We start from the raw sequence: 14,809 nt of genomic DNA, 5'->3' as shown, positions 1-14,809 counted from the left end.
CACACCGACGCGCGATGGAGTTTGCCTTTCACGGTAATCTGCATTGTCACTTACGCTGAAATTTGCGGTACAGCGTGCGCGCTGCCTCTTTCATTTCGTAAGCCCGCACCTGATCCCGAGCCGGTCCAGCAAGTTCGCATCACGGCCGCGCTGCGGGTTCTTAGTCGTCAACAGCACATCGCCGATGAAGATTGAGTTTGCGCCGGCCAGAAAGCATAGGGCCTGCAGTTCATCGCTCATGTATTGCCGTCCAGCGGACAACCGCACGACGCTCATCGGCATCATAATCCGGGCGGTCGCTACCAGTCGCGCCAGTGCGATCGGATCGGGCCGCTCTGCGGTGTCATTGACCGGCACACCTTCGACCGCGTTCCAGAGGTTAAGTGGAACGCTCTCTGGGTGCGTCGGGAGATTGGCGAGCAGGACAAGCATCGCGATGCGGTCCTCGACACGCTCGCCCAAGCCGATAATGCCACCGCAGCAGACCTTGATGCCGGCAGCTCGCACATGTTCGAGAGTGTCGATCCGATCCTGCAAGGTGCGGGTGCTGATGATCTTGTCGTAGAAATCCGGTGAGCTGTCGACGTTGTGGTTGTAGAAGTCGAGCCCGGCTGAGGCGAGCCGAGCGGCCTGCCTCGGCGTCAGCATGCCAAGCGTAACGCAGGTTTGCATGCCAAGCGCCTTGACCGCAGTGATCATCTCACAGATCGAATCGACGTCGCGGTCCTTTGGGCTGCGCCACGCCGCAGCCATGCAGAAGCGAGTGGCCCCAGCATCGTTAGCGCGTTGCGCGGCGGCGACAACATCGGCGCAATCCATCATGCGGGTCGCTTTCAGGCCGGTGTGGTAATGCGCGCTTTGCGAGCAATAGCCGCAGTCTTCCGGACAACCACCGGTCTTGATGCTGAGCAGGCTTGCAGTCTCGACGTGGTTTGGGTCGAAGTTGTCCCGATGAGCGCGTTGCGCGCGAAACATCAGCTCGGCGAACGGCAAAGCATACAGTGCTTCGGCTTCGGTACGCGCCCAGTCACCGCGGAGCGGCGCACTATTTCCGCCGCCGTGCCACTTCATCTTCACCACAGCAATCATCAAACTTGCCTTAGCATTCCATCATAGATAATGAGCGAAACTATCTATGAACCGTAGATCTGGAGTAATGCTAGCCCATGCGACCTGCTCATGCATCCCGTTTTGCGGTAGATAATCTATCATTATCCCTGACCAAAACGCGACGACTGCGGCGCGCATTGCCGAAGCGATCGGCAAGCGCATCATCAGCGGCGAGCTGCAGCCCGAGGCTCCACTCCGGCAGGATCATGTCGCGCGGGAATTCAATTCAAGCCACGTCCCGGTGCGCGAGGCGTTTCGGCAGCTGGAGGCCCAACACCTTGTCGTAGCGCAGCCCCGTCGCGGGGTACGGGTTGCGCCGCTCGATACCAAGTCATTGAAGGAGATTGCGGAAATGCGTGCGGCGCTCGAAGTGGTCGCGTTGCGCAATGCAGCTCCAAAGCTCACCTCTCAGCATTTGGCGCGGATCGAACGCGTCCTGGTTGAAGGAGACGACGCTCAGACGATTGAGGAGTCTGAGACAGCCAACCGCGCGTTTCACCGCGCGCTGGTCGCACCATGCGCAATGCCGCGCCTGCTCGCGAGCCTCGACGGATTGCAGCTTGCGAATTCTCGAATGGTGTTCGCTATGGCACGAAGCGCCGGCTGGCGCCCGCGGTCGAATCAGGATCATCGCCTGATCCTGCAGGCGCTGCGGGCGCGCAATGTCGAGCACGCCTGCAACCTGCTTGCACGCCACATCCAAACGATCGAGCGCCTCACCATTCCCGTGTCCGCTGCACGATGATATCGGGCGAATTCGGTGCTGACCCATCGCAACATTGTCCTCGTCTTGCGCGTGGCACGAGGTGTGGTTGCGCCAAGCTCCATCGCAGGATAGTTATGCATCCAGCGATATCACTCACTGCGGCACCCATGATTCGTCACATCGTCTTGTTTAGCGCCAAGGATCAGGCGCATATGGACCGGATCATCGAAGGCCTAAGGGTTCTCACCACAATCCCCCATGCACGCCGGCTCGAGGTCGCTCGCAACCGCAAGGCCGACCAGCTCGGCAACGACATCGACGTCGTGGTCTATGGTGAGTTCGATAACGAGACGGAGCTCGCAGCCTACAAAGCGCATGATCTCTACCAGGAATCGATCAGACGGGTTCGACCACTCAGGGAGTTGCGGTTCGCGGCCGACTTCAATGTACCAACAGATGAGCGTTGCGTGTCAACGTCAGTGATAAGTTCGAAGGCTCAGCGCATTGATTTCACTGGCGGGGATTAACCTGACAATCGATCTCAGGACTTTGCGGGCCCGAGATGAGCTGGCTCTCGCTGGGGCGAGGATCACAATCGAAAGCGCGCCTCCGAGCGCGCCGGCCGTCCGGTGACTGACGGGGCGATGCACGTCCGCGAACTGCAGTGGATCGAGCCCGTCATTGCGATGCAACGTCTGGCGCATCGATCGCACCTTACGTTTTTCGACAGCGCAGCAAGCCATGAGTTACTGGGGCGCTATTCATATCTGACCTGCGATCCCTTCAGCACTTATACGGTCGTTGACGGACAGGCGCGTTGCAATGGAGAGACTCTTGATGACGATCCATGGGAAGCTCTTCGCACTCTGCTGGCCAGGTTTCGCCAAGAGCATCGGCCCGATCTTCCGCCGTTCCAGGGAGGCGCGGCTGGCTTCTTGGGTTACGATCTGAACAGGACGCTGGAGCGATTACCGGCGCCGGCAGCTCCTGGTCAGCAATTGCCCCAATCTATCCTGCATCTTTATGACGTGATCATCAGCTTCGATCATCGCGACGACCGATGCTGGCTCGTTTCTACTGGATGGCCGGAGCAGGATCCTGTGCGGCGAAGCGAGCGCGCACGCCGGCGAGCCGATGAGTTTGCAGCCCTGCTTGCCGGCCCAAAAGCGCCGCGGAATAACTTTCTGGCCACATGGGGCAGATGGCATTCGAACTTCAGTCGTGAGGATTATATTGCGGCGGTACAGCGCGTTATCGATTTGATTCTGGCCGGCGACGTCTTCCAAGCCAACATTGCGCAACGCTTCAGCGCTGAGATCTCGACTTCATTCGATCCCATCTCTTTCTACTGCCGGCTGCGATCCTTAAACCCAGCCCCCTTTGCAGCCCTGCTGCGCTACGGCAAGCTCACCATTGCGTCGAGCTCGCCGGAACGGCTTCTGAAGCTTGACGGACGGCAGGCCGAAACGCGACCCATCAAAGGTACGATCGCGCGATCCGCGGATTCCAAGGAAGACCAGCGCCGCGCTCAAATGCTGACCGCATCCGAAAAAGACCGCGCAGAGAACACCATGATCGTCGACCTATTGCGGAACGATTTATCTCGCGTTTGCACTGTGGATTCGATCGGTGTTCCAGCCTTTTGCAAGCTCGAAACGTATGCCTCAGTGCACCACCTCGTATCAGTCGTCACGGGTGAACTTGCAGAGCTCCAAGACGCCGTTTCCTTACTTCGAGCTTGCTTTCCCGGCGGCTCGATTACAGGAGCACCGAAGGTCCGCGCGATGGAAATTATTACGGAGATCGAGGATGTGGCGCGAGAGGTCTATTGCGGAGCGATCGGCTTCATAGGTTTCAACGGACACATGGATACGAATATTGCGATCCGCACTGTCACGATCAATGACGGATCGGCGGTGTTTCACGCCGGGAGCGGTATAACGGCGATGTCGGAGCCACAAGCCGAATACGAGGAGACGCTCGCCAAGGCGCGGCGCATCTTTGATGCATTTGGTGCCGAAACGCCCGGTGCGTTGTGATCGTGATCATTGACAATTACGACTCCTTCGTCTTCAACATTGCACGCTATTTCCGCGGGCTCGGACAAGCAACCGAGGTGTTCCGGAACGACGCGGTCGGCGTGAGCGACCTTGTTGGCCTCAAGCCGCGCGCAGTCGTTATCTCCCCCGGTCCATGCACTCCTATGGAAGCCGGAATATCTACCGCCGTCATCCGCGAACTTTCCGGGCGGCTCCCAATTCTGGGCATCTGCCTCGGACACCAGTGTATTGGCAGCGTTTTCGGCGGACGCGTCGCGCGTGCACGTCGCCCTATGCACGGCCGGTCCTCGTACGTAACGCATGACGGCCTTGGGCTATTCAAGGACCTCCCGTTTCCACTTTGCGTCGGGCGCTACCACTCTCTCGTTGCCGAGCTCGATGAGGCCTGCCCCCCGCACCTCACGGTGACCGCGCGTTCGGACGAAGGCGAGATCATGGCCATTGCACATCGCCACCAACCAACCTATGGCGTGCAGTTCCATCCGGAATCGATACTTACACAGCAAGGGCACCCCTTGCTCATGAACTTTCTGCGACTTGCAGAGACCTCCTGGGCGTGGCCATCGGATAGCAGGAACGATCCTTCCTGGCTCGTGGTGAGGTCCTCACTGGCATGAGGCGGCACGAAATGGAGGAAGCCGCTGGCCCATGGCAGTGGAGACGCCAGGGATAGCCGGATCGCATAGCGGCATCGTCGGAACGGCCGCGGACGCGCTGATCAACTCGCCTCGGGTGGAAGTTGTACTTGACGCGCCCGGCGACGGAATCGCCGCGAAAGCGGCAAGCGCCGGCCACATCTTGGCTAGCGATTTCGTGCGGCAGGCGAGCAACTATGAACCTGCCCGAAAGGGATGGATGAACGCGTTCAGCGGTTCAGGATCACATTGTCGATGAGCCGGGTCCGGCCGACATCCCCTGCGACGCAAATAGCGGCGGGGCCAGTGAGGGGACTTGCGGCTGACCCGAGTGTATGGGCATGGACAATTTCCAGGTACTGCAGGTGATCGATTGACTGCAGATGCCACTTGGCTATCTGTGCCAGTTTCTCGGGGTCACGCTCACCTGCCCGAAATGCCGCCTCAGCCGCGAACAAGGCTCGGCTGATTGCGAGGGCGCGTTGACGTTCCTCAGTGTTGAGATAGCGATTCCGACTGCTCATTGCGAGCCCGTCGTAATCTCGAACCGTTGGCACGATGACGATCTCGATCGGAAGATCCAGATCAACCGTCATCCGGCGAACGACCGCACATTGCTGCAGATCCTTCTGCCCGAAGAAGGCGACGTTGGGCTGCACCATGTTGAATAGCTTGCAGACGACAGTCGCGACACCACGAAAGTGCCCAGGCCTGAAGGCCCCGCATAACGGCCGCGCCAAGTCGCCCGGTTCAACGAACGTGTCAAACTCAGGCGGGTAGATCTCCCGTGCATCTGGGGCGAAGAGGTAATCTACCGCGGCCTCTGAGCACAGCCTTTGGTCCCGGGAGAAATCACGCGGGTAGACACTTAGATCCTCGTTTGGCCCGAACTGAGTGGGATTGACGAAGATGCTCACCACAGTCACGGCGCACCGAGCCCGGCTCGCCTTAACCAGCGCCAGGTGTCCCTCATGCAGGTAACCCATCGTCGGGACGAATCCGATGTGTCTGTCGTTCTTGCGGGAGTCTGCGAGAGCGCGGCGGAGCTCAGCGGCCGTTGTGATTGTCTGCATGTTCTGAACTATCAGGGAGAGATCGAGGCGCCCAATTTGCGATCACGCCGCCAAGACCTTCAGGCAGCCGATAAGCCTCCTGTGGTCCCGGAAACGTGCCGAGACGAACGTCAGCAGCCCAGCGCGATAGCGCCTCCTGCATGAGTTGAAAACCGTCTGCATACGCGCGAACGAATTTCGGCCGGCGGCCCTCGGCCAATCCGAGCACATCATGCAAGACGAGCACTTGCCCTGAGCATCCGGGACCGGCGCCGATTCCGATGGTTGGTATGGCTAGCGACTCGGCCGCCCGTGCGGCAAGTTCGGCTGGGATTCCCTCCAGGACGAGAGCGAAACACCCGGCCTCCTGCAGGCGGTGCGCGTCATCCAGCAGGCGCAATGCATCATCCGCGTTCCGGCCCTGCACCTTGAATCCCCCCATGACGTTGACACTTTGCGGTGTCAGGCCAAGATGGCCCATAACAGGGATCTCACAACGGACCAAGGCGCGAACCATGTCGACGCGGCTGGCACCTCCCTCGAGTTTCACGGCATCGGCACCGCGCTGCAGAAAGCCGCCGGCATTGCGGATTGTCTCCTCGGCGCTGAGGTGAAAGCTAAGAAAGGGCATATCGGCTATCAGGAGAGCACGGGGCTCGGTGCGCGCGACCGCCTCTAAGTGATGGTTCATCATCGCCATGGTGACCGGAAGAGTGCTGTCGAATCCGAGACAGACATTCCCGACACTGTCGCCCACAAGAATAATGTCGACGATCGGATCGGCGATGCGAGCGGTAATTGCGTCGTAGGCAGTTGTCATTGTGATGCGACGCCCTTCCCGCCTCCATTTCTGCAGAGCGGGAACAGTAACGCGCTCGATAGGCGCTTTCGAAAAATCGCTCATTTTCGACCCTGATCCATTCTGCCCGGACATTGCTGCCCGGATTCCACGTCGGCGTTTGCTACTAGCGGCGCGAGAAAGCGGTCAATACTGGCGCGAAGAAAGCAATGTACCTCTCCAAACATTAGGTGTGGCGGGCCAGAACTTCCAATGATCGCGCGATCATTGGGTCAGACGTCTCCGTCTGGCCCCGGGTATCTGCGTCGCCATTGGCCGAACCCACCTGCTGTCTCCATCGATTTCGGCCGAAGGATAAACCGATGCGGATATGGAAAGCGTAAGGCACCGCGCAATCCGATCTGGCGAAAGGCTTCCGAGGGGGGGACGATTTCGCTATCAGCTCCGCCTGAACCGTTTCCACGGGCGTCAGTGAGACCGGCGAGCGCGGTGGAGAATTTGTGTTGCTCCGGTCTGGGTCGTGCCTTTCAGGCACCGGAGGTTCAGCGGGAATACCCTCTCGTCTCCTCAGCCAGCGCATCCAGCATTGACGCTACGTCCTTCTCGTTGACGTTCAGCGTCAGCGAAATTCGCAGACGGGCCGTACCCGCCGGTACCATTGGCGGCCGAATCCCGCGAATATCGAAGCCTCGCTTCCGCATGGCAGAGGCGAGCCGGTTCGCATCTGCGTTATCGCCCAAGACGTACGGCACGATCTGTGAGTTAGACGAGCGTTGGAGGCCACGCGCCTTCATCTCGCGATGCGTGAATGAGATCAGCCTTTCGAGGCGTTCCCGGCGCTCAGGTTCTTGCTGCAGAATCAATAAAGCCTCCCGGACAGCAACAGCGATTAGCGGTGATGGGGCGGTAGCGTACATGAAGGGGCGACAGCGGTTGATGATGAAGCCGCAAACTGCGCTGGAGGCAGTAACGAGTGCCCCCGTGGCCCCAAGCGCCTTTCCGCACGTATGAATGACAACTACGTTGTCACGTCCCGCGTAGGGCGCGGCGAGCCCTCGTCCCTGCTCACCGTACACGCCTGTAGCGTGGGCCTCGCCCACCATCAGGAACGCGCCATACAGGGCCGCCAATGCGACGAGCTCTTCCAGCGGAGCGAAATCGCCATCCATCCCGTAGAGGCTCTCGGCCACGATCCAGACGCGCCCCATTCCGCCTTGAGCCCGCCAGTCACGGATTGTATTTTCCACCGAGTGGGGATCGTTGTGGGCGCTTATCCGAAAGTCGGCCCGGCCCGCTCGCGTCCCGTCATGGATACTTGCATGAACGAGCGAATCGACAACAACTAGATCGCCTCGCTGCGGCAGGGTTGTCAAAACCGAGAAATTGGCCGCATAACCACCGTCGAAAAGAAGAGCCCTCTCTGCTCCAAAGAACTGAGCCGCTTCCGCCTCGAGCCGCTCGTGTTCCTGGCAATTGCCCCGCAGGAGCCGCGGGCCGCCCGCCCCGATTGGGGTGCCGGCCTCTATCGCACGGGAGACAGCCTGTCTCATGCGTGGCGCACTCGCGAGCGCCAGGTAATCGTAAGATGTGAAATCAATCCCTGCGCACGGGTCAGGGCCCCGCGGCCCGCTGTTTTCCTCCCGGGCATGCAAAACAGGCCTACAATCCGCCTTCTTGGCGGAACGCCTCGAATTCACTCGTTCGCTCACGACTGAACCAGCGATCTCAAAGCAAGCCTTATCTCTCCGTGTTCAGCAAAAGGGGCTAGCATCCGCAGCCCGCGTTCCAGCCTTGCACGATACGATTGTTGCGGTCGACCCGCACCACGCGGGGTCTGAAAAGCCTCGCTTCTGCCTCGTCAGATGAGGCATATGCAACGATACTGATTTTGTCGCCGGGCATTGCCAATCGGGCCGTCGCACCAGTCAGGTCGATGGCGCCGGACTCTGGAGGTGCTTCAATGATGTAGGTAGAAAATCGCGCCCCATTATCGAGATTGTAGATCTCGACGCGTTCGTTGATCAACAATCCCGCCGCATCGAGCAACGCACGATCAACGGATATCGATCCTCCCCCGTTCAGATCGGTTTCAGTTACCGAAGCTCGATCGATTTTGCCTTTCATAAAAGTGATTCTCATTTCCCGTCCAGCTCAAGGAATCGCGGCGATGCCGATCCAGTTAGGTGTGATCCGAGGCCGAGCCAAATCGAGTCATAAAGCGCTTTGGCGTTGATCAGCGATTGTTGCGTGCAGACAAACCAAAACACCCGTGGCCCTCGTAAGGCCACACCGATGTGATGCGCGATGTGCGAGCCGTAGCCGCAAGTTTCCGGAAAGCCGCTAGACTTGATAAGCTGGTTTGCGAGTTGCACACGGCTCGCATCGAAGCTCTCGCGGTGGACCGCGCTTGAAGTCAGCCCCACCAAACAGGTTATGCAAGGCGCGGGCCTCGGCACGACGCCGTTCTCCGCGAAAAGGTACGCTCTCCCGGAGGTCGTTCGCTTCCGCGCCAGTCTGCATTGGACGCACCCTTGATCACATCATCTTGCAGGGCGCCGCCCACACCTGAAACTGTACGTCCCTCCCGGAGCAGAAAATCCCCTACTTCTGCTAGAGTGCGCACATATCAAGCGGCTATTCCTGCATCAACGCAGGTCTTCCTCGCAGAAGCCGATGCCGTGGTGGTTCGTAAGCTCCGCATAGCGAGTTGCTCCCGCTCGGAGCCCCTTTAGGTCGGCTCGCACATGCCCCGCGCGCCCGCGAAGGCCGCCGTAACCGGCCGGCTGCCAAGGACATCAATGGCGGCTTACAATGCACGTCAGGGGTACGAACAGGCAGTGGGCGGCAGCGGGACCGCGCTATTCATACGTAGTCTCAAATCCGATCGGCAACTTGCGAGCAGCCGGCGAGCTATGATGAAACTTGTTGAAGTCGATCCTTTTGGTCCTCGTAGGTCGGGCTGACGCTTCCGATCGTCACGATCAGGACGGATTGAATAAGAACGGCCCGAGGCCAGCTTAAGAAGGATGCGAGCGGGTCGCTTTCCCGCAATTGATGCAGCTTGTGAATTTGACCGTCTGCCGAGCCGATCGAAGATGCGGCCGAGGGCCGCAACTCGACACGCAGGCATCACCCGCCGGCTGGCCCGGACAGGTGGGGCTTCATCGAGAAGGGGGGCCTCCGACTTGTCGGTTCCAGAGAAGGCGTGACATCGCCGGCATAGCGGCTAGTCTACAAAAAGCACGCCGCCGCGATGCTTCTCTGCATTCCTGAAAGTCGAAACCGTGTTGCTTCTCAACCATAGCATTGGGCACCGCGCGCCATTGGAAGTCTCGGATGCCAATCTGCTAAGTTGCGAAGCGGCGCGCGAAGTGGAGCGGTTTCTTAGACGCCGCGATGGTTACAAGGTGACGCCGCTGATTTCCCTGGCGTGCCTTGCTCGCGAGATCGGCGTGGGCGCGATCCAGCTGAAGGACGAGGGTCATCGATTCGGACTTGGCAGTTTCAAGGCGTTAGGCGGGTCCTATGCCGTGATCCGCCTTGTGTTAGAGGAAGCAACTCGGCGTTTTGGCCGGCCTATCGACATCTCCGAGATTCACAGACCTGAGGTGAAGGCGCTAGCAGAGGCGGTCACGGTGTCCTGCGCAACGGATGGCAACCATGGCAGGTCAGTAGCGCAGGGCGCCCATCTCGTTGGGGCGAACTGCGCCATATTCGTTCACTCGGGCGTCAGTGAGGAGCGTATTGCCGCCATCGCCCGGTTTGGCGCGCGGATACTCCGCGTCGATGGCAACTATGATGACTCCGTGGCCGAAGCTGCGCGAGTTGCCGCGAACAATGGTTGGACGACCGTATCCGATACGTCCTGGCCAGGCTACGAGCGTATCCCCGGTTTGGTGATGCAGGGGTACACGGCTCTTCTGAGCGAAGCCTTAAGGCAGTTGCCCGAGCCTCCGACCCACGTCTTTGTCCAGGCAGGCGTTGGTGGAGTGGCCGCAGCCCTCGCCGGACACTTATCGGCTTTATTGGGGGACTATCGTCCGTTCTTCACGGTCGTCGAACCCTCACGCGCAGCGTGCCTTTTTGAAAGCGCTCGAGCCGGACATTCGGTTAAGATTGCTCATGGGCAGCCGACCGTAATGGCGATGCTCGAATGCTACGAGCCTTCGCTCATTGCTTGGCGCATCCTTTCGCGCGCGGCCGACGCGTTTATGACTGTCGATGACCAGGACGCAATCAGCGCCATGAATCTTTTGGCCAATCCTGAGGACAGCGACCCCGCTGTCGTTGCGGGTGAAAGTGGCGGGGTTGGTCTGGCGGGGTTGCTGCGGGTTGCTGCCGACCCGAGCTTGCGCGGTCAGACTGGTCTTGGACCTGACGCACGGGTCTTCCTCATCAACACCGAGGGTGCGACTGACCCTCGTCTGTACGAGCAGCTCGTAGGTGAGTCTCCGGTGCAAGTTGCCGCGAAAAATCATGGAAAATCGAGCAGTTCGTGATCGGCGGCCCCAGGCCGGCCCCGCGGCCGGAGGGAACCAGGCTGACAAAAAGCGGCCGCGCAAGCACTAAGCGTGGTTGAGAGCTGCTGCACTATTTCTGCCACGAACTAGAACTGGACGCACCTTTTCGGCACGAAAGGGCTGGCTTTGCTGCCTTGCCGCGCGCGCAAACGCTATGAGTTTGGAGTTCGCAATTCAAACGCCTTCGTCTCATCGCATACAACAACATGCGTATTTTTTTGTTGATCCGGCACAGCAGTTGTGAGCGGCTTCATAGTTGCGTTACAGCTCGCCGGGTGATCTTCGATGCGTGGACTCCTGATCGTTCTCACGGCTTTCGTGATCATGTTGGCAGCACGTGGCCCGCACCAGACTGCTTTTATGCCGCACCCGACGGCGCCCCTACCACCGGTCAACGTACCCTAGTCAAGCCCCTGGCGCCTGGAAAAGTCACGAAGGTGGAGGATAATAGGAAAGCATCTTGATGCTCCTCTGGCTGATGTCTCCCATCTATACCGCTGCCTTGGTGGCCGGCACCTCCCCGAGCACTAGAACGTCAGCCTCATATTCAACGGATCCGAGCGCGGCCGCCACCGCCGTGAGCACTTCCCCCCGGAGCAGTCTCCAGACCTCAAACTCAGGTGGCGAACGCACATCCTCGCTTTCGGAGCGGAGTACTTCGCGGATATCGACGATATGTTCGATTTGCCCCGGTGGGAGGTCATCACCGCCACGAACTGGCCGAGCACGACGGCTTCGTCGATGCCACGGGTAATGAAGAGGATCGTCTTGCCGGTCGCCTGCTAGATGCGCGGGAGTTCGCCCTGAAGGCGGTTCGCGCGGTGTCTGAACCCTGATCTGTCCCGGTTTGAACAGACCATCCTTGACTAGCCAATCGATCCACATCTGTATCTCGCCATTGGAGATCACCCCGGCTTTGGAGGTGACACCGGTGCTTTTCCAGTATTTGATCGACGAGGCGTCTTCGTTGCGCTTGCGATCCGCGACGATCTACTCAAACTGCATCCGCACCTCGGCCAGGGGCGCGGTCTACGCCCATTCGGCCGCGGGAAACGCCCTCAGCCAGCTGGCGGGCGGCATTGGGGTGGTCGTTTGATGAATTTCTCGCGCAGGACATACCTCCCCGGTAAGCTGGCCGAGGCGCGCGCGGCCATTGGGTGATTGCCGGCCCACCGGAAAAGATCGTCGACAATATCCAGCCCTGGTTCGAAGCTGGTACCGCCGACGGGTTCAACGCCACCACCATTCTTCCCAGGCGGGTTCGAGCTGTTTGCGGAGCAGGTGGTACCGATCCTGCGGCAACGTGGACCGTTCCGACATGACTATACCGGCGCGCCGCTACGGGAACACTACGGCCTGAGACGGCCGCGCAGCTTCTTCTCCGGCTCAGTTCAGGCAATCGCGTAACGTTTCGAAATCTCTGATGGACCATTCTGCCACCCCAGTTCGCACGGACTTTGTTGCGAGGTCGCGTCGAGCTAGATTCGGGGGAGAACCTCCTCGCGGAATCAATCCGAACCCGATCCTTTTCTCCGGCTATGGGCCCGAGCGAATAGTCCGGCTCGTTACAAATTGGACTCCGATTTCCGAGCCGTCCAGTCGAATTAACTCGCATCGCCGGTAGGCTAATCCGGTGGTTGAAAGCAACAAGAAGAACTCGCGAGTTTTGAGAACGTCCGTCGATCCATCGATTCGAAGACGCGCTCCGGTCTCCGAAACGTCGATGAGAATGCAATCGCGCCGCCATGTGCCATCGAAGCCTAAAAGGGTCGCCCGATACTCGTGGTCGAAGCGCACGCGTTTTGATCGCCGTTTATCCCATCCATACATTCGATGGCCTTCGTGTCTTCAAAACGGATGGTTCGAAAATGTAGCGGAGCCGGAGTCAAATTGCTCCGCATTGCGCTTCGTATCTAGAATTGGGAAGAAATGGCGATTACTAAGAGGAAAAATATCTGTCGGTCGGCACCAACGCAAAATAGAGACACCGCGGGCGGCGCTTGCCGCGCTTTCGGACGATCGGTTTTCGCGGCCTTAGACTGGGTATATCGGGGAAGTTACAGGACAATTCGGTCGTGAGACGCGACCATAAATGTGCGTTTACAGAAATGGCATCACGAGCGACGAGCTCACTTCACGTGAAGACGAGGGCAAGCAGACTGGAGCAGAGCAGCGCAACTCCAACTGCCGACAGGGCCAGGAAGCTGCCGGAGACAAGATCAAGAGTGCCCATGATGACCTCAATTCCGGCGAGGAGTAGAGAGCAAAGGCCGCTCCGCTCGTCGGTCAATTACCAAAGAATAGATCAAATGCAGTGCATAATTGCTGCTGCTGTATCCGGCGGAACGCTCGTTTTCAGCGCGAGCAGGCGGCAGTTCGCGGCGTTTCGGCGGGAACTCTCGTTTCGGCCATGCCAGCTTCTGGAGCAATTGTGCTGCATGCGTTGTCTCGTCAGATGGACTCCGCGCCAGCTGTTAATGTAGCTCAGTTGGCGTTACCTCAGTGCAGAGAGATAGGAACTCTCGCCGACATCATTGTGATTAAGGGCCCCGTTCCGCGAACGTGGTCCCGACGAGGAATGAAAGCTATATTTCATCAGCGGAGGCTGGCCCTTGGTGTCGTTCGGCCGCGGCCGCAACTGTCAGGCTGATATACGAATTGCAACGACGCGCGCCCGCGCGCAGCGTTGGCACGACCCGTTGATCGGACTGCTGGCATATCCGCCGGGTAACTAAACGGACGTGCTTGATACCGCTTCCGACGGTGGAAGCACTTCGATAGAGCGGTTGCAATCGCCGTCTCGCCGAACGACGCGTCACGGGACGGGGTAAACGCTCATCGCTCGTGCGTGCCACCAGGAAACCGGCAAAACGACACACGCTGCCTGTGGAGATCGAGGGTGACGTTTCAGGGATGAAGGCAAGCCTTCTCAGTCCTCTTCACTCCTTCGCACACTAGGTGCCACGTGTCGGCTGGGCGCCAGCGATTGCGTCGGCCTTGCCGTCGACTCCGCAGCGACGGAGCGTGCTTCGATAAAGTCGAGAATGGCGCGTCCTTTTGTCGTAATGCGCCAGCCACCCTCAATCCGCTGAACGAGTTGTTGCGAAAAGACATTTAGCTCCGGCACGCAGGCTCCCAACCTCTTGGTGCGCTCGGCCCACTCCGGTCCGCAGGTCGCTAGGATCGCCATATCCCGCTTTAGGTCGGCCATTGAGGCGAAACCGTCTGGATAGCTCGCCAGGATCTTGAGGACTGTAATCTGGAAATTCACCTGAGTGACAAATCATTACTTGGTCGCGGAGCTAGCGCCACATCGTGGGCGCCTTCGAAAGAGCTTCGCGCCCTACCTCTTCGAGGCGTTCCTTCGAACTCTCGCCGTTGCTGGCTGCCTCCAGAATCTTTGAGGCCACATGGGCTCGGACACCGGTTGCGCATGGCGGGAGGCTTTTGCATACCTCGTCAAGCACGCTCCGCACGAGGGCGGCAGTCCTGGCATCCAACATCCGAGCCCTCGCGCATCCCGCTCCTGAGAGAAGATAATGCGGATTTCCGATTCGGAAATTGAAATGTGTTAAAATAGGCGGAGAAGCGCGCTTGCGATGTCGATGGTCGCTAACGCCAAGTGCGGAGCGTTGCCCAAATGGCCCGGCTAAGGGAGCTTCGGAAACACCCGGCAAACTGCTGTGGATACGTAGTTGAACGCGCCGAATGGCGAGCAGTGGGATCGGGTGCATTGTTCAACAGGACCGTGCTCCCAGACTGAATAGCGTTAATGGACATTGAGACTGAACCTCCTCGATGTCACCGCCCCATAGCGGTTTTGCATCGCTTGGCACAGCCCTCGCCTCGCCTCAAATTTATCGCCAAACGTAATGCACTATTGCTGCTATTCTCGTGAGAGCGTGCATTTTTTCGTCTGGACCAGGA

At 59.2% G+C, this 14,809-nt stretch carries 14 protein-coding genes; 7 read left to right on the top strand and 7 right to left on the bottom strand.

Going from position 1 to position 14,809, the window contains the following annotated elements; all coding sequences use genetic code 11:
* Positions 1–90 precede the first annotated feature (90 nt).
* Positions 91–1,071, bottom strand: a complete 981-nt coding sequence (gene bioB, locus AC0L3J_RS27620; protein WP_473349029.1) for a biotin synthase BioB — start codon at positions 1,069–1,071, stop codon at positions 91–93.
* A gap of 142 nt (positions 1,072–1,213) precedes the next feature.
* Between bioB and AC0L3J_RS27615 the strand changes: the two genes are divergently transcribed.
* From AC0L3J_RS27615 to AC0L3J_RS27600, 4 genes are all read left to right on the top strand, one after another.
* On the top strand, positions 1,214–1,855 hold the full coding sequence (locus AC0L3J_RS27615; protein ID WP_473349027.1) for a GntR family transcriptional regulator: 642 nt from the start codon (positions 1,214–1,216) through the stop codon (positions 1,853–1,855).
* A gap of 128 nt (positions 1,856–1,983) precedes the next feature.
* The gene (locus AC0L3J_RS27610) at positions 1,984–2,343 is read left to right on the top strand and encodes a Dabb family protein (protein WP_473348997.1); all 360 of its coding nucleotides are present in this window, start codon (positions 1,984–1,986) and stop codon (positions 2,341–2,343) included.
* Positions 2,344–2,460: 117 nt separating this feature from the next.
* Entirely contained in the window at positions 2,461–3,855 is a 1,395-nt protein-coding gene (gene pabB, locus AC0L3J_RS27605; RefSeq protein WP_473348995.1) for an aminodeoxychorismate synthase component I, read from the top strand.
* Positions 3,852–4,493 (top strand): anthranilate synthase component II, encoded by a 642-nt coding sequence (locus AC0L3J_RS27600; RefSeq protein WP_473348994.1) that lies wholly within the window; start codon positions 3,852–3,854, stop codon positions 4,491–4,493. Before pabB ends, AC0L3J_RS27600 begins: the two co-directional genes overlap by 4 nt.
* Before the next feature lie 248 nt (positions 4,494–4,741).
* On the opposite strand, the gene panC is transcribed toward AC0L3J_RS27600, so the two are convergent.
* From panC to panD, 4 genes are all read right to left on the bottom strand, one after another.
* Positions 4,742–5,584: a pantoate--beta-alanine ligase gene (gene panC / locus AC0L3J_RS27595; RefSeq protein ID WP_473348993.1), complete on the bottom strand. Its 843-nt coding sequence runs from the start codon at positions 5,582–5,584 to the stop codon at positions 4,742–4,744.
* Positions 5,559–6,467 (bottom strand): 3-methyl-2-oxobutanoate hydroxymethyltransferase, encoded by a 909-nt coding sequence (panB, locus tag AC0L3J_RS27590; RefSeq protein WP_473348991.1) that lies wholly within the window; start codon positions 6,465–6,467, stop codon positions 5,559–5,561. The genes panC and panB overlap by 26 nt, the downstream gene beginning before the upstream one ends.
* Positions 6,468–6,904: 437 nt before the next feature.
* Entirely contained in the window at positions 6,905–8,014 is a 1,110-nt protein-coding gene (locus tag AC0L3J_RS27585; protein ID WP_473349026.1) for an 8-amino-7-oxononanoate synthase, read from the bottom strand.
* 112 nt (positions 8,015–8,126) lie between these two features.
* On the bottom strand, positions 8,127–8,501 hold the full coding sequence (panD, locus tag AC0L3J_RS27580; RefSeq protein ID WP_473334529.1) for an aspartate 1-decarboxylase: 375 nt from the start codon (positions 8,499–8,501) through the stop codon (positions 8,127–8,129).
* 1,145 nt (positions 8,502–9,646) lie between these two features.
* Here panD and AC0L3J_RS27575 point away from each other — a divergent pair.
* Both AC0L3J_RS27575 and AC0L3J_RS27570 read left to right on the top strand, forming a co-directional pair.
* Positions 9,647–10,861, top strand: coding sequence for a diaminopropionate ammonia-lyase (locus AC0L3J_RS27575; RefSeq protein WP_473348990.1), 1,215 nt, complete (start codon positions 9,647–9,649; stop codon positions 10,859–10,861).
* Positions 10,862–11,744: 883 nt separating this feature from the next.
* Entirely contained in the window at positions 11,745–11,978 is a 234-nt protein-coding gene (locus AC0L3J_RS27570; protein WP_473348989.1) for a hypothetical protein, read from the top strand.
* Between the two features lie 440 nt (positions 11,979–12,418).
* Here AC0L3J_RS27570 and AC0L3J_RS27565 read toward each other — a convergent pair whose 3' ends face one another.
* Positions 12,419–12,712 carry a PilZ domain-containing protein gene (locus AC0L3J_RS27565; RefSeq protein WP_473348988.1) on the bottom strand — a complete coding sequence of 98 codons (294 nt, stop codon included), beginning with the start codon at positions 12,710–12,712 and terminating at the stop codon, positions 12,419–12,421.
* 262 nt (positions 12,713–12,974) lie between these two features.
* Between AC0L3J_RS27565 and AC0L3J_RS27560 the strand changes: the two genes are divergently transcribed.
* Positions 12,975–13,142, top strand: a complete 168-nt coding sequence (locus AC0L3J_RS27560; protein ID WP_158091717.1) for a hypothetical protein — start codon at positions 12,975–12,977, stop codon at positions 13,140–13,142.
* Between the two features lie 669 nt (positions 13,143–13,811).
* Here AC0L3J_RS27560 and AC0L3J_RS27555 read toward each other — a convergent pair.
* Positions 13,812–14,153 (bottom strand): hypothetical protein, encoded by a 342-nt coding sequence (locus tag AC0L3J_RS27555; protein ID WP_473348986.1) that lies wholly within the window; start codon positions 14,151–14,153, stop codon positions 13,812–13,814.
* Positions 14,154–14,809: the final 656 nt, after the last annotated feature.

This window comes from Bradyrhizobium sp. Kon37 (assembly GCF_055807535.1).
The sequence above is the reverse complement of the archived record's forward strand: the minus strand, read 5'-3'. Positions and strand labels throughout refer to the sequence as shown.